This is a genomic window from Streptomyces sp. NPDC025638 (genome assembly GCF_055558775.1).
Genome location: NZ_JBVHLX010000028.1, coordinates 14517 through 38299 on the forward strand (window position 1 = coordinate 14517; position 23783 = coordinate 38299).

Sequence of the window (23783 nt, forward strand, 5' to 3'; positions counted from 1 at the left end):
GTTCCGCGAGCCGTGGCCGGACGGGCGAGTTGGTCGGACTCCCCCGTGCTCCGGCCCGGCATGCATGTCTTCGGCAGATCACTGCCGACCTTGATCCAAACCTACCTCAAGGGCACCGGTGTGGTACGGGTCATATCTGCGGCCTGTCACGTCCAGCGGGGGTTCCTTGTCCCACGGGTGTCACCGGCACCGAGGCCGGTGACCGACCCAGGGGGACTGAGATGACCAACGGCCACCACATCGTCGTTCTCGGCGCCGGCTACACGGGTATGTTCGGCGCTGTCCGGCTTGCCCACCGCGCCCGCCGGACCGGCCTGAAGATCACCCTGGTCAACCCGTCGAGCCGGTTCGTCGAGCGGCTGCGGATGCACCAGATCGCCGTCGGGCAGCAGCTGACCGACCACCGGATCCCCGACCTGCTTTGCCGGTACCGGCGTCACGTTCGTCCAGGGCACCGCCACCGCCATCGCCCCGGAGACCCGGCGCGTCACCGTGGACGGCGCCATGTCCCTCGACTACGACACGCTCGTCCACGCGCTGGGCAGCTCGACCGACACCGGCAACGTCCCCGGCGCGGATGTCCATGCGTTCACCCTCAACACCCCAAAGATCGCCGCCCGGCTCACCGCCCGGCTCACCGAGGTCGCCGCGGCCGGCGGCACGGTCACCGTCTGCGGCGCCGGCTTCACCGTACGACGCCGACGCCGACCGGCGCCGGCAGATCACCGCTCAGTTCCTGGACGCCTGCGCGGGCGGCGACCTGAACGCCATGATGGAACTGCTCGCCCCCGACGTGACCGCCTGGTCCGACGGCGGCGGCAAGGTCACCGCGGCCCGTCGCCCGCTCCACGGCATCGGCCATGTCGCGCGCCGGCTCCTGGGCTTCCTGGCCAAGCCCGAACTGGCCGCCCTGACCATGGAGCCGGTCATCATCAACGGCGAACTCGGCATCCTGGCCACCCTCGACGGCCACACCGTCGGCGCCCTCTCCTTCGACCTCGGTGACGGCCGTATCCACAACCTGCGTTTCCAGGCAACCCCGACAAGCTCAGCGGCCTGACCCCTGACAACGGCCTGACCGCTGACAACGGCCTGGCGCCCCCTGAAGCGATCGAGCCGCCGCATATTGATTTGCCGCGGGTCAGTCCGGCCGGATAGGAAACACGCATGCTACGAGGCGGCAAGGTCGGGCTCAGGGCCCGGCACGAGGACGACATCCCGGTCCTGCGGACCGAGCTCTACGACGACGTGGTCAACGCCTCGCGGGCCGAAGGCGGGCCGTGGCGGCCGATCACGCCCGGCTCGAAGGATCCACGGCTCGTGGTGGACGACAAGGAGCAGGGGCACGTCCCGTTCTCCGTGGTGGAGCTGGACGGCGGCACCCTGGTCGGCACCGCGACCCTGTGGGGCATCGACAACCACAACCGCTCCGCACACATCGGCCTTGGACTGCTGCCGTCCGCCCGCGGCAAGGGCTACGGCACCGACGTGGTCGCGGTGCTGTGCCACTACGGTTTCATCGTGCGCGGTCTGCAGCGGCTGCAGATCGAGACACTCGCGGACAACACCGCGATGCTGCGCTCCGCCGAGCGCAACGGCTTCGTCCGCGAGGGCGTGCTGCGCTCCTCGGCCTGGGTGATGGGCGAGTTCCTGGACGAGGTACTGCTCGGACTCCTCGCCCAGGACTGGAAGCCGGACTCGACGGCCTAGGTTGCCGAAGAGCGGCAGGTGCACCGCGGCCGCGAGCCGGGGTATGTCCGAGCGCGCTGGCGACCGCCGCGCTGACGGTAGGCCTGACCGCCGCCGCGCCCCCGGCCGAGCACTGAGAACCGGGACCGCGAGGAGACGCTGCACCGGCTGCCACGGCGGCCGGTGCAGCGCTGTTGCCGGCGACTTCGTGCATGGACCGTCATCGTGCCGTCCTCTGGTACCGCGCAAGGACGGCGGCGCCGGAACGCTCGGCCGACACGCACTCCAGGTCGGTGTGCGGGCCGTGGTCGGGGAAGAGCCGTCGCCCGGTGCCGAGGATCGTGGGGAAGGTCAACAGCCGGTATTCGTCGATCAGTTCCTCGGCCATCAGCGCGTGTACGACGCTCAGGCTGCCGGTGATGATCACGTCCCGCTTCTCGTTCCTGACGGCGTCGATGAGACTGTCGTCGACGAGGCGCGAGTTCGTCCACGTCGAGGTGTCGGCCAGCGTGCGGGAGACGACCAGCTTCGGTACGGCGTTCATCCGCGCGGCGAACGGGTCGTCCCGTCCGGGCCAGATGCGTGAGAACAACTGCCAGGTCGTACGCCCCAGCAGCAGCGCCCCGTCGTCGAGGGTGCCGCCGAGCCGGAACTTGTCCCCGGCGACCGCCTCGGGACCGTGCTGGAACGCCCAGCCGCCGGTCGGCGTGCCGGCGGAGCCGTCCGGGTCGGACACGAATCCGTCCAGGGTGATGAACTCAATGACGATGACGCTCACGATGGGTGTCCCTTCGCTCGATGCCTAGCCGTACATACCGGCGGCATCGGCCCCACTCATCGCGCCCGGCGGAATCCGTCGGAAGAAATCCGCCGGGGCAGGTCGAACGCCCTGAACACGTGCGGATCGGCGAACACGACGTTGTGCGCGACCCGCCCGCCGGCGACGGTGAGGACCTGCAGCGTGTGCAGCCGATGCCCGCCGCCGGGCTCCGGCGCGTACGCGGCCAGCGCGGGCTGCCCGTTGGCGGTCAGGGGCGTCATGGTCCAGCCCGTCCCCCGCATCCGGAACACACGCTCCATGAACAGGCCGTAGTCGCGGCTGCCCCGGTACCACAGCGGCACCGGCGGCATCTCCAGGACCGCCTCGTCCGTGAGCAGTTGCACCAGCGCGGGGACGTCGGCCGCCTCGAAGGCCCGCACATACCGCTGGATCACCGCGCGTGCCTCGGGATCGTCCGGCTCCGTGATCTCGTCGATCTCGTCCACGCCACCCACGCCGGCGAGGGCGGCACGGGCCCGCTGCAACGCGCTGTTGACGGCCGCGGCCGTGGTCCCCAGCTGCTCGGCGACCTCGGCAGCGGTGAACTCCAGGACCTCGCGCAGCACCAGCACGGCTCGCTGCCGCGCAGGCAGGACCTGCATCGCCGCCACCAGCGCGAGCCGCAGGTCGGTCCGCGCCTCCGCATCGAACCGCGCGTCGGGGAACGGCTGCAGCCAGGGGATGTCGAGGGCCGAAGTGAGCGGCGCACCGGGATCCTCGCTGGGTGCGCCCAGCCCGGATGGCAACGGCCGCCGGGCCCGCCCCTCCAGTGCCGTCAGGCAGGCGTTGGTCGCGATCCGGTACAGCCAGGTCCGCACGGACGCGCGGGTGCGGTCGTACCGGGCACGGGCCTTCCAGGCCCGCAGCATCGTCTCCTGCACCAGGTCCTCGGCCTCGTCGAACGAGCCCAGCATCCGGTAGCAGTACGCCACCAACTCGCCCCGGTACGGCTCGAAGTCCACGGGCCCATCATGGCGCACCCGGGCAGCTCACCTTCGGCGACGGCGGTGACGACGGCAGCCGCTGACGGGGTCCCGTAAGTGCCCGGCCGCAGTCAGTGCGTCAGGAAGTACAGGCCGGGCACCAGGAAGATCGCTCCCGCGATCCCGAAGTTGATCCGCATGGTGGTCAGGCTCCGCCAGGGCGTTGCGTACCGGGTGCGCCGCGTGAACACCACGTCCGCCCAGTCCCGGTCCCACACGTCGACACCGCGGTAGCCGCAGGACACCGCCGTGAACGCGCCGCCCGCGAGCAGTGCGAGCACTCCACGAAAGATCAACGCCGCTTCCCTCCCCAACCCCACGACCAGCGTCGCGTCGCGGCATTGCGTCAGGCGCTCGCCCCGCCGCCCAGCAGCCGCGCGAGCGTGCTCACCGCACCGTCGATCTCGCGGGCGCACTCGTACAGCACAGGGTGCGGCCTTCCCCACGGGTCCGCGATGTCGTCCTCGGCCGGCGGGACCGGGGCGGCGCTGCCCCGGCGACCCGCCGCGGCCGCGATCACAGCGTCGACGACGTCCACAACGTCGACAGCAACCGCAAGCCGCACGAACTCCTTCAGGGTGAAGCAGCGCCGCATCGCCGCCGGCGCGAGCCGCACGGCCGCCTCCCGGTGTTCGCCCGCGAGTCCGAGGACCAGCCCAGCTTCCTCGACGAGCCGTGCGGTGAGCGGGCGGGCCTCGAAGCCGGAGCCGTCGCCGCCCAGCTTCTCCAGCACCGCCCTGGTGGAGCTCTCCATGCCGGGCCGGGGCCATGCCTCCGTGCCGGCGCTCCTCGGCCGTACGGCCGAGCCGGGCGGAAGCTTCGCGGCCAGCAGCCGCTCGGCGAGCACCGAGCGGTGGACGTTGCCCGTGCAGACGAACAGGACCCGGGTCATGTCATCCTTCGCCGGCGAGTCGCGTCGCCGCGGGCGCCGCGGTCTCCTCCTGGGGGGCCGACACACGGGGTGCGGGCAGCTCGCCGTAGGGCCCGTAGGCGCCGTAGCGGTCGCCCCTGGGGACCGGAGCCATGTTGAAGACGGTGCCGAGGACGCGGACGCCCAGGCGGTCCAGCGATTCCGCGGCGGAACGGACCTGATCCCGGCTGGTCTTCGCGGCGCGTACGACGAGCAGCGCGCCCTCGGCGAGCGAGGCGAGTCCGGCGGTGTCGGCGACCGGCAGCAGCGGCGCGGTGTCGACGATCACGGCGTCGTAGGTGTCGGCCAGCTCGCGCAGCACCTCCTGCATGCGTGCCGAGGCGAGCAGTTCCGTGGGGTTCGGCGGTACGGCGCCGCTGGCGAGCACCGAGAGCCGACCGCCGACCTGCTGCATCACGTCCTCGGCGCGGGCCTGCCCGATCAGCACCGTGGTCAGACCGGCGTCCCGGACGAGGCCGAAGGTCCTGGCCACGCACGGGCGGCGCAGGTCGGCATCGACCAGGCAGGTGGAGACGCCCGCCTCGGCGAGCGAGAGGGCGAGGTTCACCGCGGTGTTGGTCTTGCCCTCGCCGGGCAGCGAACTGGTCACCACGATGATCCGCGGCGGGTCGTCGACCTGGGAGAACTGCAGGTTGGTACGCAGCTTGCGGAAGGCCTCGGCGCGGTTGGAGCGCCCGTCGGTGCTGACGAGCGGTTGCCTGGGGGCGTTCCTGTCGTACGGGATGGTGCCGAGACCCGGCAGCGCGGTGAACTCGCCCAGCGCCTCGCTCGTCTTGAGCGTGGTGTCGAGGGTCTCGCGCAGGGCGACGAGTCCGGCACCGAGCAGCAGTCCGCCGAGCCCGCCCACGGCCAGGTTCAGCAGCGGGCGGGGCGAGACCGGATGGATGGGGGTGACGGCCTCCTGGGTGACGCCCAGGGAGACGGGTGAGACGGGCGAGGCGTGCGCAGCCCCCTTCGCCGGCTGGACGACGCGCTTGGGCGTCTCCAGTTGCTCGACGACCACGCTGAACCGCTCCGCGACGGCGTTGGCGATGCGTGCCGCCCGTCTGGGCACGGTGTCCCGGACGGTGATGTCGATGAGCACGGTGTTGAGCGGGGCGACGGCGGTGATCCGGGACGCCAGTTCCTCCGGTGTGATGCGCAGCTTCAGCTTCTTCACCACGGGAACGGTGACCTGGCGGGTCGTCACGATCGAGGCGTACGACTGCACGCGCGCCTGCGAGAAGTTCTGCCCCTGGTTCAGCTGGGCGGTGTCCTCACTGCTGGGGGTGGCCACGAAGAGCTGGGTCCGCGCCTCGTAGACGGGGGTACTCAGGCCGGTCACGGCGAGTGCCGCGCCGATCGCGAGGACCAGACAGACCAGGAAGGTCGGCCAGCGTCTGGCAATAGCTCTAAGGAATCCGTGGAGATCCAAGCTGCACCCCTCATAACCCCTCGCAGACCGAGGGATCTATCCGAAATGAAATGCCTTGTTCCCTATGGGCACACCGAAACATAGGGACTCGAGCACTCAAACGGGGGGAGCCGACGCGGCGACGTAGGCCAACGGTGGGCAAGCACTCCACCATCCGATGGCTTCTGAGTGCCGCCACACCAATAGCTGTCGGTATGTCCCACTTATTCCATGTATCAAGATCCTTGGTACCCGAAATCTTGATCACGACCACGCTGCAGCCTGGCCCGGACTGAAGTCGAGACGAGGAGAGTGAAAAAGATGACGACATCGCCCAAATGGCGGGTTGCCCTGGCATCGGCGGCATCGGCTGCCATGCTCATCGCGGCACCCCTGGTTGGCGCACAGGCCGCCTACGCGCAGCCATACCCGGGGTCGCCTCCGCCCCTGAACGTCAGCACCACGACGGTGAATGCCGGAGACCTGTTGAGCTTCGACACGCCCGCGGGAGTCTTCGAACCCCTCCAGGGCATCACGGTGCTGCTGGAATCGACGCCGATCGTCCTCGGCCATTTCCAGGCCAGGGCTGATGGATCGGTGGCCGGGACGGTGACCATCCCGGAGAACGCCCCCCACGGCTGGCACGTCCTCCGGCTCACCGGGGACAACCCCGACCAGAGCATCGGCGTCACCATCTTCATCGTGGGTGGGGTCGGTGGCACCCCGACGCCGACGCCCACTCCGACGCCCACTCCGACACACACGAGGCCCCCGAAGCCGACCAAGCCCCCGAAGCCGACCAAGCCCCCGAAGCCGACCCACAGCCCCACCCAGCACCCCGGTGGGCACGACGGACATGACGACGGGAACAACGGATCCCACGACCGCGAGCTGGTCACCGACCCGGTGAGCTACGAGCAGCAGGCTCAGCAGCACAACGGCGAAAGCCTCGCCGAGACGGGCAACGGAAAGGCCCTGACCCTGGGCGGCGCCGCCGCGGCGCTGCTCCTGGCGGGCGGTGGCACGACGCTGGCCGTACGCCGTCGCCGTAACTCATGACGGGCAGTTCATGACGGAGCGAGACATCCGTACTGAAGTGGAACGGCGTCCTGGCCCCGGCCGGGACGCCATCCGCATGCCCGGGGCGGAAAACTCCTCCGCAGATCCCTCCGCAGACCCCTCCGCAGACTCCTCCGGCGAAACCTCACCGGGGCGCCGCCGCCTGCTCAGGACCGCGTTGCTGGCCGCCGCGCTGCTCCCGCTGGCCGGTGCCGTCTGGATCGGTGTCACCGGGGTGTTCGCCCGCCGGGAACTGCTCGCGGCCCAGCAGGACCTCGACGCGCTGCGGCACTCGGTGGCGGCCGGCTCGGCCTCCGGCACGGTGCCCGCCCGGGCGGCGGAACAGGCCGTGCGCTCGGCCGCCGACCACGCGGCTCGGGCGCATCGTCTCACCACCGGGCCGGCCTGGTACTCCGTTGCCGAACTGCCCTTTCTCGGGGGGCCCGTGCGCACCGTGCGCGGCGCCGCCTACGCCGTGGACCGGCTGGCCGGTGATGTGCTGCCCTCGCTGACCGACGTCCTGCCGCCGGCCACGCAGGACGGGGGCGGCGGCGGTATGTCCGAGGCCCTCGCGGGGCTGCAACAGCACGGGCGGGACATCGCCCGGGCCGCGGACGTCGTGGCCGAGGTAAGGACCGATGTGCACGGTCTGCCCCGGTCCACCTGGCTGCCGGCGGCCGACCGGGCCCGCGCCGGGCTGCAGCAGCAACTGGACCGCCTCGCCCCGGTGATGACCGACGCATCCGTGGCCGCTCGCGTGCTGCCGCCCATGCTCGGCACGCAAGGACAGCGGCGTTACTTCCTCGCGTTCCAGAACCTCGCCGAGTCGCGCGGCACCGGCGGCCTTCCGGGCGCCTTCGCCGTGCTGCGGGCCGACCGAGGCCGGCTGTCCTTCGAGCGGTTCGGCAACAACACGGAGATGGAGACGGTAAAGCCGGACATCGACCTCGGAGCGGAGTTCAACACCCGGTACGCGGGCAGCGACCCCTCCCATACCTGGCCCAACTCCAACATGAGCCCGCACTTCCCCTACGCGGCCCGCATCTGGGCGGCGGCCTGGCGCAAGCACACCGGCGAGCGGGTGGACGGGGCGATCGCCGTCGATCCGGTCACGCTGAGCCGTCTCCTGCAGGTCACCGGCCCGGCCCGGATGGCCGACGGGACCGAGCTCACCCCCGGCAACGTCGTGGACCTCACCGAGCGGACCAGCTACGCGAAGTACGACGACGTGGCCCGGCGCAAGGCGTTCTTCGTCGACGCCGCCCGTGCCGCCGCCGCACGGCTGATGGGGGCGCTCGACGACACGCACCGGCTGCCCGCACTGCTCGTCGCCGTGAACGACGCCCAGCGGGCCGGACGGCTGAAGGTCTGGAGCGCCCACCCTGCGGAGCAGCGCCTCCTGGAATCCCGCCCCTACGCGGGCGCGCTCCCGGACACCCCCGGCCCCTTTGCGGGAATGGTGGTGAACAACGCGGCCGGCGGCAAGCTGGACTACTACCTCGACCGCAGCCTGACCTGGGAAGCGGGCGCCTGCTCCGGCGACGGGCGCGCGGTCACCGTACGCATGACCCTGACCAACCGGGCACCGGCCTTTGGCCTGCCCGACTACGTCACCCTCAGGGCGGACCACCCTCCCTACCGCACCCGCCCGGGGGACAACCGCCTGAGGGTGTCGTACTACGCCGGGGTCGGAGCCACCCTCACCGACGCCACCCTGGACGGCCGCAGCGCACTGCTCGCGCCGGCCCTCGAACGCGGCCACTCCGTGTTCACGAAGGACCTGGAGCTGCCCGCGGGCTCCAGCCGCACCCTGGTGCTGCATCTGCGGGAGCCGCACGCGGACGGCACGCCGGCGCTGCTGCGGCAGTCTCTGGTGATGCCGCAGCGGACCACGATCGAGCCGGGCGGCGCCTGCCGTGTCTGAGCGCGTGCGCCGCACGGCGGGGGCCGTACTCACGGCCGCACTGCTGCTGGCGGCACGCCCGCCGGCGCACCAGGTCGAGCAGCTGCGGGTCAAGGTACTCAAGACCTTTCCGCACGACCCGCAGGCGTTCACCCAGGGACTTGAGATGGCCGGCGGCACGCTCTACGAAGGCACCGGCCTGTCCGGCCAGTCCTCGGTGCGGGCGGGGCCCTTGGGCAAGGAGCCCACGGTGCGCGTCGCGCTCCCCGCGCCCTTGTTCGGTGAGGGCATCACCGTGCTCGGCCGGACCCTGTGGCAGCTGACCTGGCGGGACCGGACCGCCATCGAGCGCGACGCCAGGACACTTGCGGAGCTGCGTCGCGTCCCGTACCCGGACGACGGCTGGGGCGTGTGCCTCCAGCGGGACCGGAACCGGCTGGTGACCAGCGACGGCTCGGCACGGCTGACGTTCCGTGACCCCGGCACGCTCGCGAGGACGGGCGAGGTCACCGTGACCGAGGACGGCCGGCCGGTGACGGAGCTGAACGAGCTGGAGTGCGTCGGCGGCGCGGTGTACGCCAACGTGTTCCTCACCGACCGCATCGTGCGCATCGATCCCGCCACGGGAGCGGTGACGGCGCGCATCGACGCCTCCGGACTGCTGCGCGCCGACGAACTCGTCCCGGGGGCCACGCTCAACGGAATCGCGGCGGTCCCCGGCACGGATCAGTTCCTGGTCACCGGGAAGTTCTGGCCGAAAATGTTCAAGGTGGCGTTGGTCCCCGCCTGACGCGCGGGCACTTGGCATATGCAATCGGCATGGAACTCTGCTCATCGGGTGAGAGTTGCCCGCACCCCAGCGTCGCGCCCCCATGTGCATGGCACATCCATACACACTCAAACAGTCCTTTTTGATGTACTTGGAGGCGGAATGTGGCTGTTCGAGGACACGATGCCCCACGTGCCTGGGGCAAGACCTGCGCAGACACAGGTCATCCGGGAGCCGCCGCCGCCCCGGCGCCGCACCGGCAAGGCCGCCTGGTACGCACCCACCGCCGTCGTCGGCGACGCGACCGGCGCGGCCCTGCCGGTATACCTGGCCTTCGCACTGGTCGACCGCGCCAGTGCCCTGGCCTACGCGACAGTGGCGGCCGCGGCCTGGCTGCTCGTACGCGTCGTACGGAACCGCTACGCCGAACGCAGTCTCGGCGAGGGCAACAGCGCCGGGCTCGCACTGCAGGACTGGCTGGTACTGGTCGGCCTGCTCGCGGTGGTGCGGGCGGCGACGGGCGAGGAGTCCCCGTTCCTCGTGGCGCTCGCCGCACTGGTGCCCTGCGTGCCGACGAGTGCCGTCGTGCACCGACTGATCCACCGTCATCTTCTCGCCCGGCGCCGCGACGGCCTGGCCGTCCGCCGGGCCCTGGTGATCGGGGAGGCGCACGCCGTCGACGGTCTGGTGAGCCATCTCGCGCGACGGACCGACCACGAGCTCGTCGTCGTCGGGGTGTGCCCGGTCGGCGACGAGGACCCGCACGCACTGGCCCCGGTCGCCACCCGCCTGGGCAGCCAGGCGCCGCAGCGCCCGTCGGCCGACACCGCCCCGGTGCTGGAGGCGGCCCGGCGGCTCGATGTGGACGTGGTCGTCGTCGTACCGGGATCGCGCCTGTCCGGCACGCGCCTGCGGCGGCTGTCTTGGGCCCTGCACGGCGAGGAGCGCCCGCTCGTGGTCGTACCCGGCCTGAGCGAGGTCGCCGGGCGCCGGGTGGGCGTCCACTCGGTGGCCGGGCTCACGATGCTGAACGTGGCCCCGCCGCTGCGGCGCGGGCCCGCGATGCTGGTCAAGTCGGTGACGGACCGGCTCGGCGCGGCACTGTTGATCGTGCTGCTCGCCCCGGTGTTCGCGGCGGTGGCCCTGGCCGTACGGCTGGACTCCCCGGGCCCGGTCGTGCACCGGCAGACGCGCATCGGCCGGAACGGGAGGCCGTTCACCATGGCCAAGTTCCGCACGATGGTCGCCGACGCGGAGCGGCTGCGGCACCAGCTGGCCGGGGGCAACGAGCAGGACGGCCGGATGTTCAAGATCCGCCGCGATCCGCGGATCACCCGCACCGGCCGGGTGCTGCGCCGCTGCTCCCTGGACGAACTGCCCCAGCTGTTCAACGTGATGCAGGGCCGCATGTCCCTGGTCGGTCCGCGGCCGCCGCTGCCCGACGAGGTCGCCGGGTACGACGAGGTGGAGCTGCGCAGGCTGGCGGTCAAGCCGGGGCTCACCGGCCTGTGGCAGGTCAGCGGCCGCTCCGACCTGTCCTGGGACGAGACGGTCGCCCTGGACCTCCGGTACGTGGACAACTGGTCCCCGGCCGGAGACCTCGCGGTTCTCGCTCGTACGGTGCGTGTCGTCGTGGCCGGCACCGGGGCCTACTGAGCGCCGGCGGGACGGTCGGGACGGGCGGCCTCTAGTCCAGGACGCCCAGCTCGGTGTCCGGGCGGCAGAACGCGCACGGTTCGATGTTCGGGTCCGTGAGCGCGACGCGGGCTTCGTGGTCTCCGATCGGGTGGGGGGTGCCCTCGATCATCGTGCAGTCGTCCGTGTGGATCACGGCGGGCTCGGGCCCGCCCGGCGTCCGCTTCTGCTGGACGACGAACCCCGTCGACCGCCGCCGGCCCCGGCTCGGCGCGAAGGAGGGCGGTACGGCGGGACGCCGTGCGGGCGCGTGCGGCCGTGGGTTTCCCGGCGCCGACCGGCCCTCGGCGCGGTCCAGTGCCTCCCGTACCGCGTCCCGCTGCAGACGCAGATAGATGCCGACGGTGTCGCTCCGCGCGATCTGTTCCTGGAGGTACGCGAGGATCGCCCGGAGCCGCGGTGCGTCAGGTGGCAGCGCGGACATGCCCCGCACCGGTGGCGCTCCACGCCTGCTGCGCCTGGACGAGGTCGTCGAGGAACGGTCGCATGCCCAAATTCAAGCACGTGTTCGATTTTGGGCGCCATCCCGAGCTACGCGGAAACGATCGCGTCGGCCACTTGCCCGGGCTCGTCGACCTGGACGTAATGACCGGCTTCGACGAGCAGACACAGCTCGCTGTTCGGGAACAGGTCGGCGAACTGCCGTGCCACCCGCGCGTTGAGGTAGCGGTCCCGGGCCCCGAAGACGACCCGTACGGGCGGCTGGAACGCGCGCAGCTCGGGGAGGCGGCGTGTGCGGCTCAGTACGGCCGAGAGGAGCTCGTCGTTGAGCCGCCAGAAGGCCGGGCGCGCGGCGGGAAACTGCTCGTAGAGCCGCGCCACGCACTGCTCGCGCACGCCTGGGTCACGGATGAACCGGCCCACCTGCCAGGCGAAGAGGCGCCGGTCCAGCTCCGGTCGGCGCCGGACGGCGGCGCGCGCGGCCGTGCGTACCAGCGGCGTGGAGTAGAGGGCGATGGCGGGCGGGCGGCGCAGCGCGGGGGTCCAGTGGTAGTAGGTGTTCAGCAGGACGAGCCGCTCGACACGGTCCGGGTGGGCGAGCGCCCAGTCGATCGCGGGCGGGCCCGAGGCGTCGTGCGCCACCAGCACCAGCCGGCGGGTGCCCAGGTTCTCGGCCACCGCTTCGGCGACGGCGGAGAGGTCACCCACCTGACCGGCCACCGAGTAGGGGTACTCGCGCGGCTTCTCCGACTCCCCCCAGCCCAGGAAGTCGAACCGCACCACGGGCGCCCGGCCCTGGAGGTATGGCAGCAGCCGGTCGTAGAGGCGGGTGCTGTCGGGGAAGCCGTGCATGAGGACCACAGGCGTGCCGTTTCCCGGCAGGACTTCGGCGTGCAGGCGGTAGGGACCGCGCGATACGGCCAGCGGCTCGACGGCCGGGTCCATGACACCCTCCCTCGTCCTACCCCGTCACACCCTCATTCCTCCGCACACCCTCATTCAAGCCCTCCCGCCACAGTCCCGCGACCGCTCCCCACTAGCCTTGGACTCGTGGACGAGAACGGACTGCTCATGGCGAACTTCCGCGTCAACCTCGTCCCGGCAGTCCTGGCGCCGGCCAACCCGCCGTGGCAGCGGGACGTCTGGCTGGACCCGTCCGTCTTCGAGAACCTGGATCACATCTTCCACACGCTCTTCGACGACTTCTGCGATGCCGACAACCCGCAGACCTACCTCGGCACCAGCCTGAGGACCGAGGAAGAGGTCGCTCTCATGCGGCAGTTGGGGGCCGCACTCAACGCCGCGACGGACGAGGTGCCCCACGACACCGACGCGGAATACCTCTCCTCGAAGGCCTGGCCCGAGGTCGTGGCAGTCGCCGGACGTCTCGCGCGGGTCATGGTCGCGAACGACCTCAGCGAACTCGTGCGCCTTCACCAGCGGGGCCGTTGAGCCCGCGTCGGCGGTTGCGGATGGTGCGGGCCGCGTAGGCGGTCAGGGTCAGTGCGCCGGTCAGGAAGGTCAGGCGGGCCAGCAAGCCGCCGTCGGCGTACGGCACTTGTTGCAGCAAGCCGACCGGGACGAACGCGAGTACCGAAGCGGTCATCAGGAGGGCCGCCAGGAGGGGGCCGAAGCGGGCGCGGGCCATCGCCAGGGCGGCGGGCACCGCGAGGACCAGCGGGGTGAAGAAGAACAGCAGACGCAGCGGATCGGGGCGCGCGTCGGTCGTGGCGGACGGCCCGGAGTCCGCCTGGAAGACCGTGAGCGACCCGACCAGCAGCGGCACTCCCAGGGCCAGGGCGATCAGCGCGATGGTCCGGCGGGCGGAACTCGTGGTGGGCGGCAGGTCCGGCGGGGCGAGCAGGACGAGGACGGCGACCAGGGCCAGCCCCGCGAGCGTCGACCGGTTCTCGGCGAGGCCTTCCGTGCCGTCCGTCCAGCGGACCAGGGGGAAGGACACGACGGCGCCCAGCAGCGCGGCCCCGGCGGCGATCCGGGCGGCCGACCAGCGGCCCGCGAGCGCACAGCCGAGGACGGCGAGCCAGGGGACGTACGCGAGCGGGGTGTAGGCGCGTTCACCGTCCCAGGGCAGCGGAGGCACCCGCCACAGGACGAGCAGGGTGAGGGAGAGAGTGGCGGCTATCGGAATCGCCAGGGGCAGCAGCCTCGCCAGGAGGCGGCCGCCGGGGCGGGCGGAGTCCAGGCCGGTGCGCAGGCGCAGGGCGTGACCGAGGACCGCGGCCTGTTCGAGGGCACCGGCGCGCCGGCCTTCCTCGGCCGTGACGCGGAGGATGAGGTCGCTGATCTCGGCGGCGTACTCGCGGCGGTAGGCGGCGGGGTACGCACGGGTGGTCCAGTGCGGCGGGGGCGTGCTCATGCGGTGGCTCCGTCCGGCCGGGCGGGGTTGGCGCCCAGGCGCCGTACCGCTTCGTCGGCGGTGGCGCGCAGGCGCTCGGCCTCGGCGGCCAGCAGGACGGAGCCGGCGTCGGTGAGGGCGTAGGTGCGGCGCATCCGGCTGTCGACGATCTCCTCGCTCTCGACGCGGACGAGCCCCTGCTTGAGCAGGCGGTCCAGCGCGCCGTACAGGGTGCCGGCCCGCATGCGGACCCGGCCCCGGGAGATCTTCTCGACCTCCTGCATCAACGCGTAGCCGTGGCGGGGGGCGTCCGCCAACGCGGTCAGGAGAAGGAGCGTCGGCTCCCGCAGCGGTTGCTCGGTCATACGCCGAGCATATACCGGCTACCGATATATACAGCCACTTGCCCGCGTCAGGATTCTTTACGCACTCCTGACGCGCCCCACCGCATCCGCCGAGCCCCGGCCGGTGTCATCTCCGGTGTCCCAATGTCCCGTCGGAGAATGGAGTGCCATGGAGGGCACCGTCGTCGCAGTCGTGCTCGTGGTCGTGCTGGCCCTGCTCGTGCTGCGCAGTGGGATGCGGGTGGTCAACCAGGTCGAGCGCGGAGTGGTGTTCCGCTGGGGCAAGGCGCTGCCGTCGTACCGTCATCCGGGCATCACCTTCCTGATCCCGTTCGCCGACCGGATGCGGAAGGTGAACGTGCAGGTGGTCACCATGCCGGTGCCCACCCAGGAGGGCATCACCAGGGACAACGTGTCCGTCAAGGTCGACGCCGTCGTCTACTTCCGGGTGACCGACCCCGTACGGGCCGCCATCGAGGTGCAGGACTACGTCTTCGCCGTCGGCCAGGTCGCCCAGTCCTCGCTCCGGTCCATCATCGGCAAGAGCGACCTCGACGACCTGCTCACCGACCGCGAGCGGCTGCACGAGGGCCTGGCGCTGATGATCGACAGCCCGGCCGCCGAGTGGGGCATCCACATCGACCGCGTCGAGATCAAGGACGTACAGCTGCCGGAGTCCCTGAAGCGCTCCATGTCCCGGCAGGCCGAGGCGGAGCGCGAGCGGCGCGCCCGGGTCATCACCGCGGACGGTGAGTTCCAGGCCGCGCAGCAGCTCGCCAACGCCTCGCGGATCATGGCCGAGACCCCCGAGGCGATGCAGCTGCGGCTGCTGCAGACCGTCGTCGAGGTGGCCGCCGAGAAGAACTCCACGCTGGTGATGCCCTTCCCGGTGGAGCTGCTGCGCTACTTCGAGCGGGCGACCAAGCGGCTCGACCAGGAGGTCGAGAAGAACGAGCGGGAGCTGGACGGACCGGCCGCGCTCAAGGCCGGGATCGAGCAGATCGCCGCCGTCGCCGACAAGTTCGGGCCCACCGCGGAACTCACCGCTCCGCAGGAACCGGCAGCGGAGCCGTCCGCTCCCGTCGAGCAGCAGTAGCCAGCGTCAGCGTCACGGCGAGTGACGCGCACGCCATGAGCGTCATCGCGCGGGCGGGCGAGGTGAGCTGGGCCACCGAGCCCGCCAGCGCGGCGCTGACGCCCTGCGCGGCGACCATGCCGGTGGCGTGCAGGCCGAGGGCCTGGCCCGCGAGGTCGTCGGGGGTGAGGGACATCAGGCGTTCCTGGAGGACGAGGCTCGCGGCGAAGCCGGCGGAGGCGACACTGACGGCCAGGGCCGACAGCACCACTCCCGGCCGCAGGAAGAAGAACAGGTAGGGCACCGCCAGCAGCAGGCGCAACGGGGTCGCGAGACGGGGGCGCACCGCGGGCGGTACCAGACGGCCCACCGCCATGTCGCCGACGAACATGCCCAGCGCCCCGCACGCGTACAGCGTGCCGGCGGCCGAGGGGGCGTAGGAGACGTAGAGCGAATCGCCGCCGACCACCAGGCCGTTGGGGACCCACAGGCCCAGGTAGGTCAGGCGGCGGGGGCGTACGGACCACAGGAGGGCGTTGGTGCGCCAGGTCGCCGAGAAGGACGGGCGGCCGGCGGAGCGCGGTGGGCGGGCCGTGAGGCCCAGGTGGGTGACGAGGGCGGATGCCGCGTACAGCGCCGCCGCCAGCAGCAGGCAGGTCTGCGGGGAGAGGAGCGTCAGCAGTGCGCCGCCCGAGGCGAAGCCGGCCATCTGGATCAGGCCCCAGAGCATGTTGTACACGGAACGGCCGAGGACGTAGCCGTCCTTCGTCAGGATCTCGTTCAGCAGTCCCGCGCGCGCTCCCCCGCCCAGCGACGCGACCAGGCCCTGCACGAGCAGGACGACGAAGACCGCCCAGATCGGCAGACCGGGCAGTGCCAGCACCGCCGTGCCCACCGCGTAGGCGAGGCCGATGCCGGACAGCGTCGCGCGCGGCGGCAGCCGGTCGGCGCCCGAGAGCAGGAACGTGGCGCCCAGCAACTGGGCCAGCTGCGGGCCGAACATGCTCACCGCCGACAGGAGAGGGGAGCCGGTGGCCCGGAAGACCAGCGTGCCGAGGGCCAGGCCGCCGATCGTCTGGGCCGCGGCGGAGGCGGCGAAGGAGAGCAGGAACGGAGTGAACTCGGGGGTGCGGAACAGGGTCCGGTAGCTGCGCATGCAGGGGAGTCTCGGGGCGGCCCGGGGGCTGTGTTTAGTGTTTCGCCGCGCTGCGAAAGGTCGTACGCATGGGCCTGTGGCAGATCGACACCGACACCCTCGCCCGCAGCCGGTTCGTGCTCTCGCCGTTCGCCGAGACGTTCGCGAGCCTGAAGCTGCTGCACGCGGGTACCGCCGCCCATCCGGGCGAGGAGGCCTGGCTGCGCACGCATCTGCCCGGCTACCGGGCGCGCCTGGCGGCCGACCCGGTGGCCGCGCCGCTCGTGTCGGCGGCGCTCGGCACGGCCTGGATCGCCGACTTCTTCTGCCCCACCTCGTGTGCCGGGGAGAGTTTCGAGGGGACCGTGGCCCGGGTGCGGTCGGCCGGGGCCGGGCAGGCGCGGGCCGACCTCCGGGTGTCCCTGCGGGGCCTGCTCCCGGCCGCTCTGGAGCAGGACGACCTGCCCGAGCGGGCGGCCGCGCTCCTGACGTACGTCTGGGAGGAGGCCGTACGGCCGTACTGGGAGCGCCGGCGGCGGGTCCTGGAGGCCGACATGGTGGCGCGGACCGCGCGGGTGAGCCAGGGCGGCTGGGCGGCCGTGCTGGACTCGCTGGGGCCGCGGACGCGGTGGCTCGGGGAGAGCGGGCTCCAGGTCAACCGGCACGCGTATCCGGCGCGGGAGATCGCCACCGGGGCCGAGCTGCTGTTCATGCCGGTGACGCCGCGGACCGGCTGGGTGTCATGGGAGGGACGGGAGCGCTACGCCGTCGTCTACCCGTGTCTGGGGGTGCTCGCCGAGGAGCACGGCCGGCGGCCGGTACCGGCCGGGCTCGGGGCGCTCATCGGGAGCGCGCGCGCCGGACTGCTGGTACTGCTGGGGACTCCGATGAGCACGACCCAGCTGGTCGCCGTGACCGGGCAGGGGCTGGGCTCGGTCGGCCGGCATCTGAAGGTGCTGCTCGGCGCCGGGCTGGTGGAGCGGCGGCGAGCCGGGCGGTCGGTGCTGTACTCGCGGACGGCGGCGGGTGACGTGGTCGTCGAGGCCGGGAACCGGTCCGCCACTTAGCGGCAGACCGGATGGGCAGGCGCGCGGCACAGCGCGGCGGGGTCAGTATCCGCTTTTGGCTTCCTCCCCTGCCTGACGGCAGGGGATTCCTACGGCTCGCGTCGTAGGGCTTCCTGCTTCGTCACCGGCTGCCCGCCCGGAGAACTCCGTTGAGGTCTTACACCGGCTCCACAGGCCGACACCGCCAGCCCGGCGGCCAGAAGGTTCTTCGCGGCGTTCCCGTCGCGATCGTGGGTGACGCCGCAGTCGGCGCACGTCCAGGTGCGCACGTGCGGCGGCATCTTGTCCTGCAGGGCTCCACAGTTCGAGCACAGCTTGGAGGACGGGAACCAGCGGTCGACCGCGATCACTTCGCGGCCGTACCAGGCTGCCTTGTACTCCAGCATGCTCCGGAACTCGCCCCACACCGCATCACTGATCGCGCGGGCGAGCCTGCCGTTCTTGAGCAGGTTACGGACGGTGAGGTCCTCGATCACGATCGTTTGGTTCTCACGAACGAGCCGAGTGGTGACCTTGTGAAGGTTGTCGCTTCGCCGGTCGGCGATGCGAGCGTGGATGCGGGCGACCTTCCGGCGTGCCTTCTCCCGGTTCGCCGATCCCTTCTCCCTACGGGCGTGTACCCGCTGGGCCTTCGCGAGGCGCGCACGGTCGCGCCGCTCATGCCGAGGGTTGGTGATCTTCTCCCCGCTGGACAGAGTCAACAGATGGTCGAGTCCGGCGTCCACGCCGACCGCGTTCCTGTTGTCCGGGAGCGGCTTGACGCCGGGGTCCTCGCACAGCAAGGACACATACCAGCGACCGGCCGTGTCCTGCGACACCGTGACCGTGGACAGCGTGGCACCCTCGGGCAGGGGACGGGACCACACGATGTCGAGCGGCTCGGCCATCTTCGCCAGCGTCAGCCTGCCGTCGCGGAAGCGGAACGCACTGGTGGTGTACTCGGCGGACTTGCGGGACTTCTTCCGCGACTTGAACCGCGGGTACTTCGCCCGCTTGGCGAAGAAGTTCGTGAACGCCGTCTGCAGGTGGCGCAGGGCCTGCTGCATCGGGACGGAGGAGACGTCGTTGAGGTACGCGAGTTCCTCGGTCTTCTTCCACGCCGTCAGCATCGCCGACGTCGCGTTGTAGTTCACCCGCTCCTGCCGCAGCGCCCACGCCTGCGTGCGTGCCGCGAGCGCGAGGTTGTAGACCTTCCGCACACACCCGAACGTGCGCGACAGCTCGGCCGTCTGCACATCGGTCGGATAGAAGCGGTACTTGAACGCCCGCTTCACGTGGGTGGTAGGCACGTTTCACATACTAGTGCATCAGTTTGTGACCAGGATGGTCGATGATGGATGCCGGTCCGCCCGTTCGGCGGACCGGCTTTCCTCGAAGGAGATCTGATGACGACCACTGAGAACAACGGGTCCGTGCTCGACGTCGAGATCGGTGCGCTGCAGGGCGGCTCCGCCGACCTGAGCAGCTACGCCGGCAAGGCGGTGCTCATTGTCAACGTGGCCTCCAAGTGCGGTCTGACCCCGCAGTACAACGGCCTGGAGAAGCTCCAGGAGCGGTACGCGGCGCAGGGCTTCACCGTGCTCGGGGTGCCCTGCAACCAGTTCATGGGCCAGGAGCCCGGGAGCGCCGAGGAGATCGCCGAGTTCTGCTCCGCGACGTACGGCGTGACCTTCCCGCTGACCGAGAAGGTCGAGGTGAACGGCGAGGGCCGGCACCCGCTGTACGACCGTCTGGTCGGCTTCGCCGACGCCGAGGGGCACGACGGGGACATCCGCTGGAACTTCGAGAAGTTCCTGGTCGGTCGGGACGGCAAGGTCGTCGCCCGCTTCTCGCCGCAGACCGAGCCGGAGTCGGCCGAGCTCGTGGCCGCCGTGGAGGCCCAGCTCTCCTAGCCGGTTGACCTTGCCCCTGGGGCAAGGGTGAGCGTCCTTGTCACCGGGCGGAAGGCGCCCGGTGACGGAGGATGGCGTAGTGGACGACGAACTGCTCACCATCGGCGCGTTCGCGGCGCGGGCCAGGCTGTCGGCCAAGGCCCTGCGGCTGTACGACCGGCTCGGACTGCTGTCCCCGGCGCGTGTCGACGAGGCCAGCGGCTACCGCTACTACCGCGCCGACCAGGCGGAGCGTGCCCGCCTGGTGGCGCTGCTGCGGCAGCTGGACATGCCGCTCGCGCGGATCGCCGAGGTGGTGGAGGCGGACGGGCCCGAGGCCGCGGACCGGCTCGCCGCGTACTGGGCGGACGTCGAGGCGCGGGTCGCGGGGCAGCGGACGCTCGCCGAGTACCTCCGTGGACGGTTGTCCGGGAGGAGTTCGGAGATGTACGGGAAGTTCGTGGTGGAGACGGTGGACGTGCCCGAGCAGGTGGTGATCACCGAGACGCGGCACACCCTGGCCGACGAGCTGCCGGCGTGGATCGGGGCGTCGCTGAGGCGGCTGGAGTCGGCGGCGCGGGAGTGCGGGGGCGTGGCGGGTGCCCCGTTCGTCGTCTACCACGCCGAGGTGTCCATGGAGAGCGACGGCCCCGCGGAGTCGTGCGTACCGGTCGCGGACGCGGAGGCGGCCCGCGCGTGGGCGGCCCGGCATGGGCGAGCCTGGGAGACGAAGGTGAGGGTGGAGCCGGCCCAGCGGCTGGCGTTCACCCGCATCACCAAGGCCCAGGTGGCCCATCCGCAGATCCTGGCCGCCTTCGAGGCGGTGGAGGAGTGGATGTCCGGTCAGGTCCTGGAGATGGCCGGGCCGTGCCGGGAGGTGTACTTCGCGGACTGGGAGGCGTCGGGGGCGCATGACCCGGTGTGCGATGTGGCGTTCCCGGTGAAGTGAGGGCCCTGGCAGGAGCAGAAAGAGGGTGAGCCCCCTCGGCAAGGACGGCGGGCTGGTCGAGAGGGCTCTGGGTGGTGCTTGTGCAGTTGTCGTGTAGGTGTCCGGGGCTTGTTGGCGAGGGTCAGGGAGCCCCCTAAGCCTTGACCGAGGCCACGAATGCGTTCCAGGCGTCGGCGGGGAAGGCGAGGACCGGGCCCTCCGCGACCTTGGAGTCACGCACGGCGAGTTCGACGGCCGCGGCCGACCTGACCTCGACGCAGGCTCCGTTCCCTGCGGAATAGGAGGACTTGGTCCACGTCTCCGTGGCGCCCTGAAGCAGTGCCATTTCCACTCCTGTAGCGAGTTGCTGTAGTGCCATTCACGCCAACCATGTCGATCGATTGGCGTGATCGACGCTACTCGGCAACATCCCTTCCTGGAGTGGCCGTTCACTCAACCGGATGGCATATTCCAGGTGAGCCTTCCGCTGGAGCGTTACACCGGTGTACGATCCGGCGCTTCATGCGGAAGCACCCTCAACGGGCATACTCTTTGGCCACGTCTGCAATGTATTGCCGGGATTGCTCCACATTCAGGGACTGTGCCCGCAAGTGCTCGTACATCACCGCGTACTTCTGGACGTCGTGCGCCTTCTCCAGATAGAGATCACTGGTGACGCCCTCCAGGTACACCACGCTGGAGTCGGCCGCGTCGGCGAACTCCAGGATCGCGTACTGGCCGTTGAGCCCCGGGTGCGCGCCCACCTCGAACGGCAGGACCTGCACGGTGACATGGGGCAGCTGGGACATCTCGATGAGGTGCTCCAGCTGCTCCCGCATGACCAGCTTGCTGCCCACCACCCGGCGCAGCGCCGCCTCGTCCAGCACCACCCACAGCCGGAGCGGGTTGTTCTCGGCGGCGATACGTTCCTGTCGCCGCAGCCGCACCTGGACCCGCTTCTCGATGTCGGTCGTCGAGGTCTCCGGCAGCGCGCCCTGCACCAGGGCCTCCGCATACGCCCGGGTCTGCAACAGCCCGGTGACCAGCTGGGGTTCGTACACCCGCAGCGACTCGGCGTCGGTCTCCAGGCCGATGTAGACGCTGTACGGGATGTCCCCGAACGCATGCCACCAGCCCTGTTGCCGGGAGTCCCGGGCCATCTCCATCAGCGAGTCGACGACCCGCTGGTCCTCGACCTCGTACACCCCGCACAGATCACGGACGTCACGCTGGCTGATGCTGCGCCGGCCGTTCTCCAGACGGCTGATCTTCGACTGCGAGACCAGCAGTCGCTCCGCCACTTCCTCGGCCGTCATGCCCTTGAGCTCGCGGAGCCTGCGCAGCTCCTGGCCCAGCCGGCGTCGCCTGACGGTTGGATTGACATTGGACGCCACGGGACGTGCACCTCCGGCTGCCTGCCTGTACCTGGCACTTTGCGTATCTGCTGTTGAGCAGACTGCCACCAAGGTGCTTACTACCGCTGGCAAACAGTGGATATGCAGCGCGTACGCGTCAGTTCGGGCACAAGCAGCCGAGCGGGGCGGTGAGACACGGTGTCTCACCGCCCCGCTCGGACCAGCGGCTCCCGAACCGGGTCTGTGGGGACTGACGGTGCGGCGGTCGTGCGGTGTGTGCGGGTGCGATGCCGTGGTGCTGCGGCTCAGTGGACCACGGCGCGCGCCATGGAACCGTGGCGCGGTTGCATCGGAACGCCACGAGCGGGTTCCGCTGCGGCCCTGGCTCCCGGTCCGGCCTGGCGGCCGGCGGATGCCGGGTTGCGGCGTGGCTGGGCCACAGCGCCGTTCTGGACGTCCATCACGGCGTGTGCCACGAGGCCGCCCATCGGGTCGTGCCGGATCAGGTCCCGCAGCCGGGAGCGGGACGAGCGTCCCTCGTTCCCCGGATACAGGTGCTTGCCGAGGCCGACCGCGTGCGCCAGGGCGGCGAGCGCCGCGGTCCGCGGGTCCGGCGGTACGCCGGTGCGGATCGCGGAATCCAGCCGGGAACGGATCTCCCGGCTGATGTCGGTGTCCGTCGCCTGGTAGCGAGTCGTCGGCAGCACCCCGCACATCTGTCCCGGTACGGCGGCAACCATGCCGCACCGCTCCAGATGCGAGAGGTACGTCTGGCGGAGCCCGAGACGCGGCCCGCCGATCCAGTGGACAGCACGAACCGGAGCGCCGCGCCTTCGCAGCAACTCCAACGCGCAGTCCAGAGTTGGATCTCCTGTCGGCCGTGGCACCACCACGGCGATACGATCCCCGTCTGGGGCTATCCGTCCGGCCAGCGCCAGCTCCACTAGCTGTGCTCCGGCCAGACCGAGGTCGAGCGACTGCGGCTGCGCAGTGGTACCCGTGGCCGGGTCCAATGCCAGCAGCAGAAGCTCCTCCGGAATTGTTCTGCGGCTCCTGCCCATCCATGCCTCCCCGCGTGGATGAATGACAGGGTGACCCCTCTCACATTGGTCTGTCGAGGGTGCGTGACCGGTTCGTAAGGGAACCGGTAGGTATGTCGTTCTCGTCTAGCCGCATGGGTCAAGCCCGCACACAGGACACTGGTACATGGTTCGGACAGCGTCGGGGAGGCGGGGTCCGGACTGCGGTTAGGGCACGGAGGGCGTGCGGCACATGGAGGAGGCATCGGTGGCGGGCGAGTCCCCCGACAAGTCGAAGCAGCGCGAGTCGTCGGCAGAACCGACGCCGGGGAGCGGGGGTCCGGTTCCCGAGGCACGCGACCCGCGTCTCGCGGTGTCCCGCCGCACCGCGGACACGGCGACCCGTGTCCTGTCGGTGCGGGACGTGCCCGCTACCGCGGGAGGCCCCGAGCAGGAGGCCGAGGACAGCCGCCTGCGCGCGGCGGTGGCAACGTGGGTCCGCACGGGCGGCTCCGCCGGGTCCGACGAGGAGGCCCGGGCGGACTCCGAGGGCGAGGGGGCCCGGAGCGCGTCGCAGGCGGACTCCGAGGGCGAGGAGGACCGGAGCGCGTCGCAGGCGGACTCCGAGCCCGAGGACGCCCGGAGCACGTCGCAGGCGGACTCCGAGCCCGAGGACGCCCGGAGCACGTCGCAGGCGGACTCCGAGCCCGAGGACGCCCGGAGCACGGCACAGGCGGACTCCGAGGCCAAGGGTGAGGGCGGGTCGGCGGCGGCCGACGCGGAGGCCGAGGACGACGAGGCGACGGCGGACGCGGACTCCGCGCCCGAGGACGCTCGCAGCTCGGCACAGGCCGGCTCCGAGGCCAAGGGTGAGGGCGGGTCGGCGGCGGCCGACGCGGAGGCCGAGGACGACGAGGCGACGGCGGACGCGGACTCCGCGCCCGAGGACG

General features: G+C 71.2%; 26 protein-coding genes and 1 pseudogene. 12 read left to right on the forward strand and 15 right to left on the reverse strand.

What is annotated here, in order from left to right; genetic code table 11:
* Positions 1 to 146: 146 nt before the first annotated feature.
* Complete coding sequence (locus tag ACZ4EG_RS42465) at positions 147 to 506, reverse strand: hypothetical protein (protein WP_467794437.1); 360 nt, start codon at positions 504 to 506, stop codon at positions 147 to 149.
* A 77-nt stretch (positions 507 to 583) separates the two neighbouring features.
* On the opposite strand from ACZ4EG_RS42465, the gene ACZ4EG_RS42470 reads away from it, so the two are divergent.
* Positions 584 to 1060, forward strand: coding sequence for a sigma-70 family RNA polymerase sigma factor family protein (locus ACZ4EG_RS42470; RefSeq protein WP_467794438.1), 477 nt, complete (start codon positions 584 to 586; stop codon positions 1058 to 1060).
* Positions 1061 to 1167: 107 nt separating this feature from the next.
* The gene (locus ACZ4EG_RS42475; protein ID WP_453554926.1) at positions 1168 to 1710 is read left to right on the forward strand and encodes a GNAT family N-acetyltransferase; all 543 of its coding nucleotides are present in this window, start codon (positions 1168 to 1170) and stop codon (positions 1708 to 1710) included.
* Positions 1711 to 1909: 199 nt separating this feature from the next.
* Here the strand turns inward: ACZ4EG_RS42475 and ACZ4EG_RS42480 are convergent, their stop codons facing one another.
* The 5 genes from ACZ4EG_RS42480 to ACZ4EG_RS42500 all read right to left on the reverse strand — a co-directional run bounded on the left by ACZ4EG_RS42480 (position 1910) and on the right by ACZ4EG_RS42500 (position 5837).
* A complete protein-coding gene (locus tag ACZ4EG_RS42480; RefSeq protein WP_467794439.1) occupies positions 1910 to 2467 on the reverse strand; it encodes a dihydrofolate reductase family protein in 558 nt (185 codons plus the stop codon).
* Positions 2468 to 2523: 56 nt separating this feature from the next.
* Positions 2524 to 3471 carry a sigma-70 family RNA polymerase sigma factor gene (locus ACZ4EG_RS42485; RefSeq protein WP_467794440.1) on the reverse strand — a complete coding sequence of 316 codons (948 nt, stop codon included), beginning with the start codon at positions 3469 to 3471 and terminating at the stop codon, positions 2524 to 2526.
* 92 nt (positions 3472 to 3563) lie between these two features.
* Positions 3564 to 3788: a hypothetical protein gene (locus ACZ4EG_RS42490; RefSeq protein ID WP_467794441.1), complete on the reverse strand. Its 225-nt coding sequence runs from the start codon at positions 3786 to 3788 to the stop codon at positions 3564 to 3566.
* Between the two features lie 50 nt (positions 3789 to 3838).
* Positions 3839 to 4384 carry an arsenate reductase/protein-tyrosine-phosphatase family protein gene (locus ACZ4EG_RS42495; RefSeq protein ID WP_453554918.1) on the reverse strand — a complete coding sequence of 182 codons (546 nt, stop codon included), beginning with the start codon at positions 4382 to 4384 and terminating at the stop codon, positions 3839 to 3841.
* A 1-nt stretch (position 4385) separates the two neighbouring features.
* Entirely contained in the window at positions 4386 to 5837 is a 1452-nt protein-coding gene (locus tag ACZ4EG_RS42500) for a tyrosine-protein kinase domain-containing protein (protein WP_453554916.1), read from the reverse strand.
* A gap of 300 nt (positions 5838 to 6137) precedes the next feature.
* On the opposite strand from ACZ4EG_RS42500, the gene ACZ4EG_RS42505 reads away from it, so the two are divergent.
* The 4 genes from ACZ4EG_RS42505 (at position 6138) to ACZ4EG_RS42520 (ending at position 11203) form a co-directional block, all read left to right on the forward strand.
* Positions 6138 to 6875, forward strand: a complete 738-nt coding sequence (locus tag ACZ4EG_RS42505) for a hypothetical protein (protein WP_467794442.1) — start codon at positions 6138 to 6140, stop codon at positions 6873 to 6875.
* 76 nt (positions 6876 to 6951) lie between these two features.
* Entirely contained in the window at positions 6952 to 8799 is a 1848-nt protein-coding gene (locus ACZ4EG_RS42510) for a DUF4012 domain-containing protein (RefSeq protein WP_467794443.1), read from the forward strand.
* Positions 8792 to 9568: a glutaminyl-peptide cyclotransferase gene (locus ACZ4EG_RS42515; RefSeq protein ID WP_467794444.1), complete on the forward strand. Its 777-nt coding sequence runs from the start codon at positions 8792 to 8794 to the stop codon at positions 9566 to 9568. The genes ACZ4EG_RS42510 and ACZ4EG_RS42515 overlap by 8 nt, the downstream gene beginning before the upstream one ends.
* 162 nt (positions 9569 to 9730) lie before the next feature.
* A complete protein-coding gene (locus ACZ4EG_RS42520; RefSeq protein ID WP_467794445.1) occupies positions 9731 to 11203 on the forward strand; it encodes a sugar transferase in 1473 nt (490 codons plus the stop codon).
* 31 nt (positions 11204 to 11234) lie between these two features.
* Here ACZ4EG_RS42520 and ACZ4EG_RS42525 read toward each other — a convergent pair whose 3' ends face one another.
* Together ACZ4EG_RS42525 and ACZ4EG_RS42530 are read right to left on the reverse strand one after the other, a co-directional pair.
* On the reverse strand, positions 11235 to 11666 hold the full coding sequence (locus ACZ4EG_RS42525) for a DUF6233 domain-containing protein (RefSeq protein WP_467794446.1): 432 nt from the start codon (positions 11664 to 11666) through the stop codon (positions 11235 to 11237).
* A gap of 107 nt (positions 11667 to 11773) precedes the next feature.
* Positions 11774 to 12628 (reverse strand): alpha/beta fold hydrolase, encoded by an 855-nt coding sequence (locus tag ACZ4EG_RS42530; protein ID WP_453554904.1) that lies wholly within the window; start codon positions 12626 to 12628, stop codon positions 11774 to 11776.
* 105 nt (positions 12629 to 12733) lie between these two features.
* On the opposite strand from ACZ4EG_RS42530, the gene ACZ4EG_RS42535 reads away from it, so the two are divergent.
* Positions 12734 to 13135: an SCO4402 family protein gene (locus tag ACZ4EG_RS42535; protein WP_467794447.1), complete on the forward strand. Its 402-nt coding sequence runs from the start codon at positions 12734 to 12736 to the stop codon at positions 13133 to 13135.
* Here the strand turns inward: ACZ4EG_RS42535 and ACZ4EG_RS42540 are convergent.
* Together ACZ4EG_RS42540 and ACZ4EG_RS42545 are read right to left on the reverse strand one after the other, a co-directional pair.
* On the reverse strand, positions 13098 to 14060 hold the full coding sequence (locus ACZ4EG_RS42540; protein ID WP_467794448.1) for a hypothetical protein: 963 nt from the start codon (positions 14058 to 14060) through the stop codon (positions 13098 to 13100). The two genes, ACZ4EG_RS42535 and ACZ4EG_RS42540, sit on opposite strands and share 38 nt — an antisense overlap.
* Complete coding sequence (locus ACZ4EG_RS42545) at positions 14057 to 14404, reverse strand: PadR family transcriptional regulator (RefSeq protein WP_363298241.1); 348 nt, start codon at positions 14402 to 14404, stop codon at positions 14057 to 14059. The genes ACZ4EG_RS42540 and ACZ4EG_RS42545 overlap by 4 nt, the downstream gene beginning before the upstream one ends.
* 148 nt (positions 14405 to 14552) lie before the next feature.
* Here ACZ4EG_RS42545 and ACZ4EG_RS42550 point away from each other — a divergent pair, with 148 nt between their 5' ends.
* Positions 14553 to 15479 (forward strand): slipin family protein, encoded by a 927-nt coding sequence (locus ACZ4EG_RS42550; protein ID WP_467794449.1) that lies wholly within the window; start codon positions 14553 to 14555, stop codon positions 15477 to 15479.
* On the opposite strand, the gene ACZ4EG_RS42555 is transcribed toward ACZ4EG_RS42550, so the two are convergent.
* Entirely contained in the window at positions 15424 to 16614 is a 1191-nt protein-coding gene (locus tag ACZ4EG_RS42555; protein WP_453554894.1) for an MFS transporter, read from the reverse strand. The two genes, ACZ4EG_RS42550 and ACZ4EG_RS42555, sit on opposite strands and share 56 nt — an antisense overlap.
* Positions 16615 to 16682: 68 nt before the next feature.
* Here ACZ4EG_RS42555 and ACZ4EG_RS42560 point away from each other — a divergent pair, with 68 nt between their 5' ends.
* A complete protein-coding gene (locus ACZ4EG_RS42560; RefSeq protein ID WP_467794450.1) occupies positions 16683 to 17660 on the forward strand; it encodes a helix-turn-helix domain-containing protein in 978 nt (325 codons plus the stop codon).
* Between the two features lie 89 nt (positions 17661 to 17749).
* On the opposite strand, the gene ACZ4EG_RS42565 is transcribed toward ACZ4EG_RS42560, so the two are convergent.
* Positions 17750 to 18949, reverse strand: coding sequence for an RNA-guided endonuclease InsQ/TnpB family protein (locus ACZ4EG_RS42565; RefSeq protein WP_467794451.1), 1200 nt, complete (start codon positions 18947 to 18949; stop codon positions 17750 to 17752).
* Positions 18950 to 19045: 96 nt separating this feature from the next.
* Between ACZ4EG_RS42565 and ACZ4EG_RS42570 the strand changes: the two genes are divergently transcribed.
* On the forward strand, positions 19046 to 19552 hold the full coding sequence (locus ACZ4EG_RS42570; RefSeq protein WP_467794452.1) for a glutathione peroxidase: 507 nt from the start codon (positions 19046 to 19048) through the stop codon (positions 19550 to 19552).
* 79 nt (positions 19553 to 19631) lie between these two features.
* Entirely contained in the window at positions 19632 to 20480 is an 849-nt protein-coding gene (locus tag ACZ4EG_RS42575; RefSeq protein WP_467794453.1) for a MerR family transcriptional regulator, read from the forward strand.
* A gap of 133 nt (positions 20481 to 20613) precedes the next feature.
* Here the strand turns inward: ACZ4EG_RS42575 and ACZ4EG_RS42580 are convergent, their stop codons facing one another.
* The 3 genes from ACZ4EG_RS42580 to ACZ4EG_RS42590 form a co-directional block, all read right to left on the reverse strand.
* Complete coding sequence (locus ACZ4EG_RS42580; protein WP_453554884.1) at positions 20614 to 20805, reverse strand: DUF397 domain-containing protein; 192 nt, start codon at positions 20803 to 20805, stop codon at positions 20614 to 20616.
* Positions 20806 to 20995: 190 nt separating this feature from the next.
* Positions 20996 to 21853, reverse strand: a complete 858-nt coding sequence (locus ACZ4EG_RS42585; RefSeq protein WP_363298248.1) for a helix-turn-helix domain-containing protein — start codon at positions 21851 to 21853, stop codon at positions 20996 to 20998.
* Between the two features lie 266 nt (positions 21854 to 22119).
* The gene (locus tag ACZ4EG_RS42590) at positions 22120 to 22875 is read right to left on the reverse strand and encodes a GOLPH3/VPS74 family protein (protein WP_453554882.1); all 756 of its coding nucleotides are present in this window, start codon (positions 22873 to 22875) and stop codon (positions 22120 to 22122) included.
* A 211-nt stretch (positions 22876 to 23086) separates the two neighbouring features.
* Between ACZ4EG_RS42590 and ACZ4EG_RS42595 the strand changes: the two are divergent.
* Positions 23087 to 23783: pseudogene (locus tag ACZ4EG_RS42595) on the forward strand (D-alanyl-D-alanine carboxypeptidase); the annotation flags it as partial.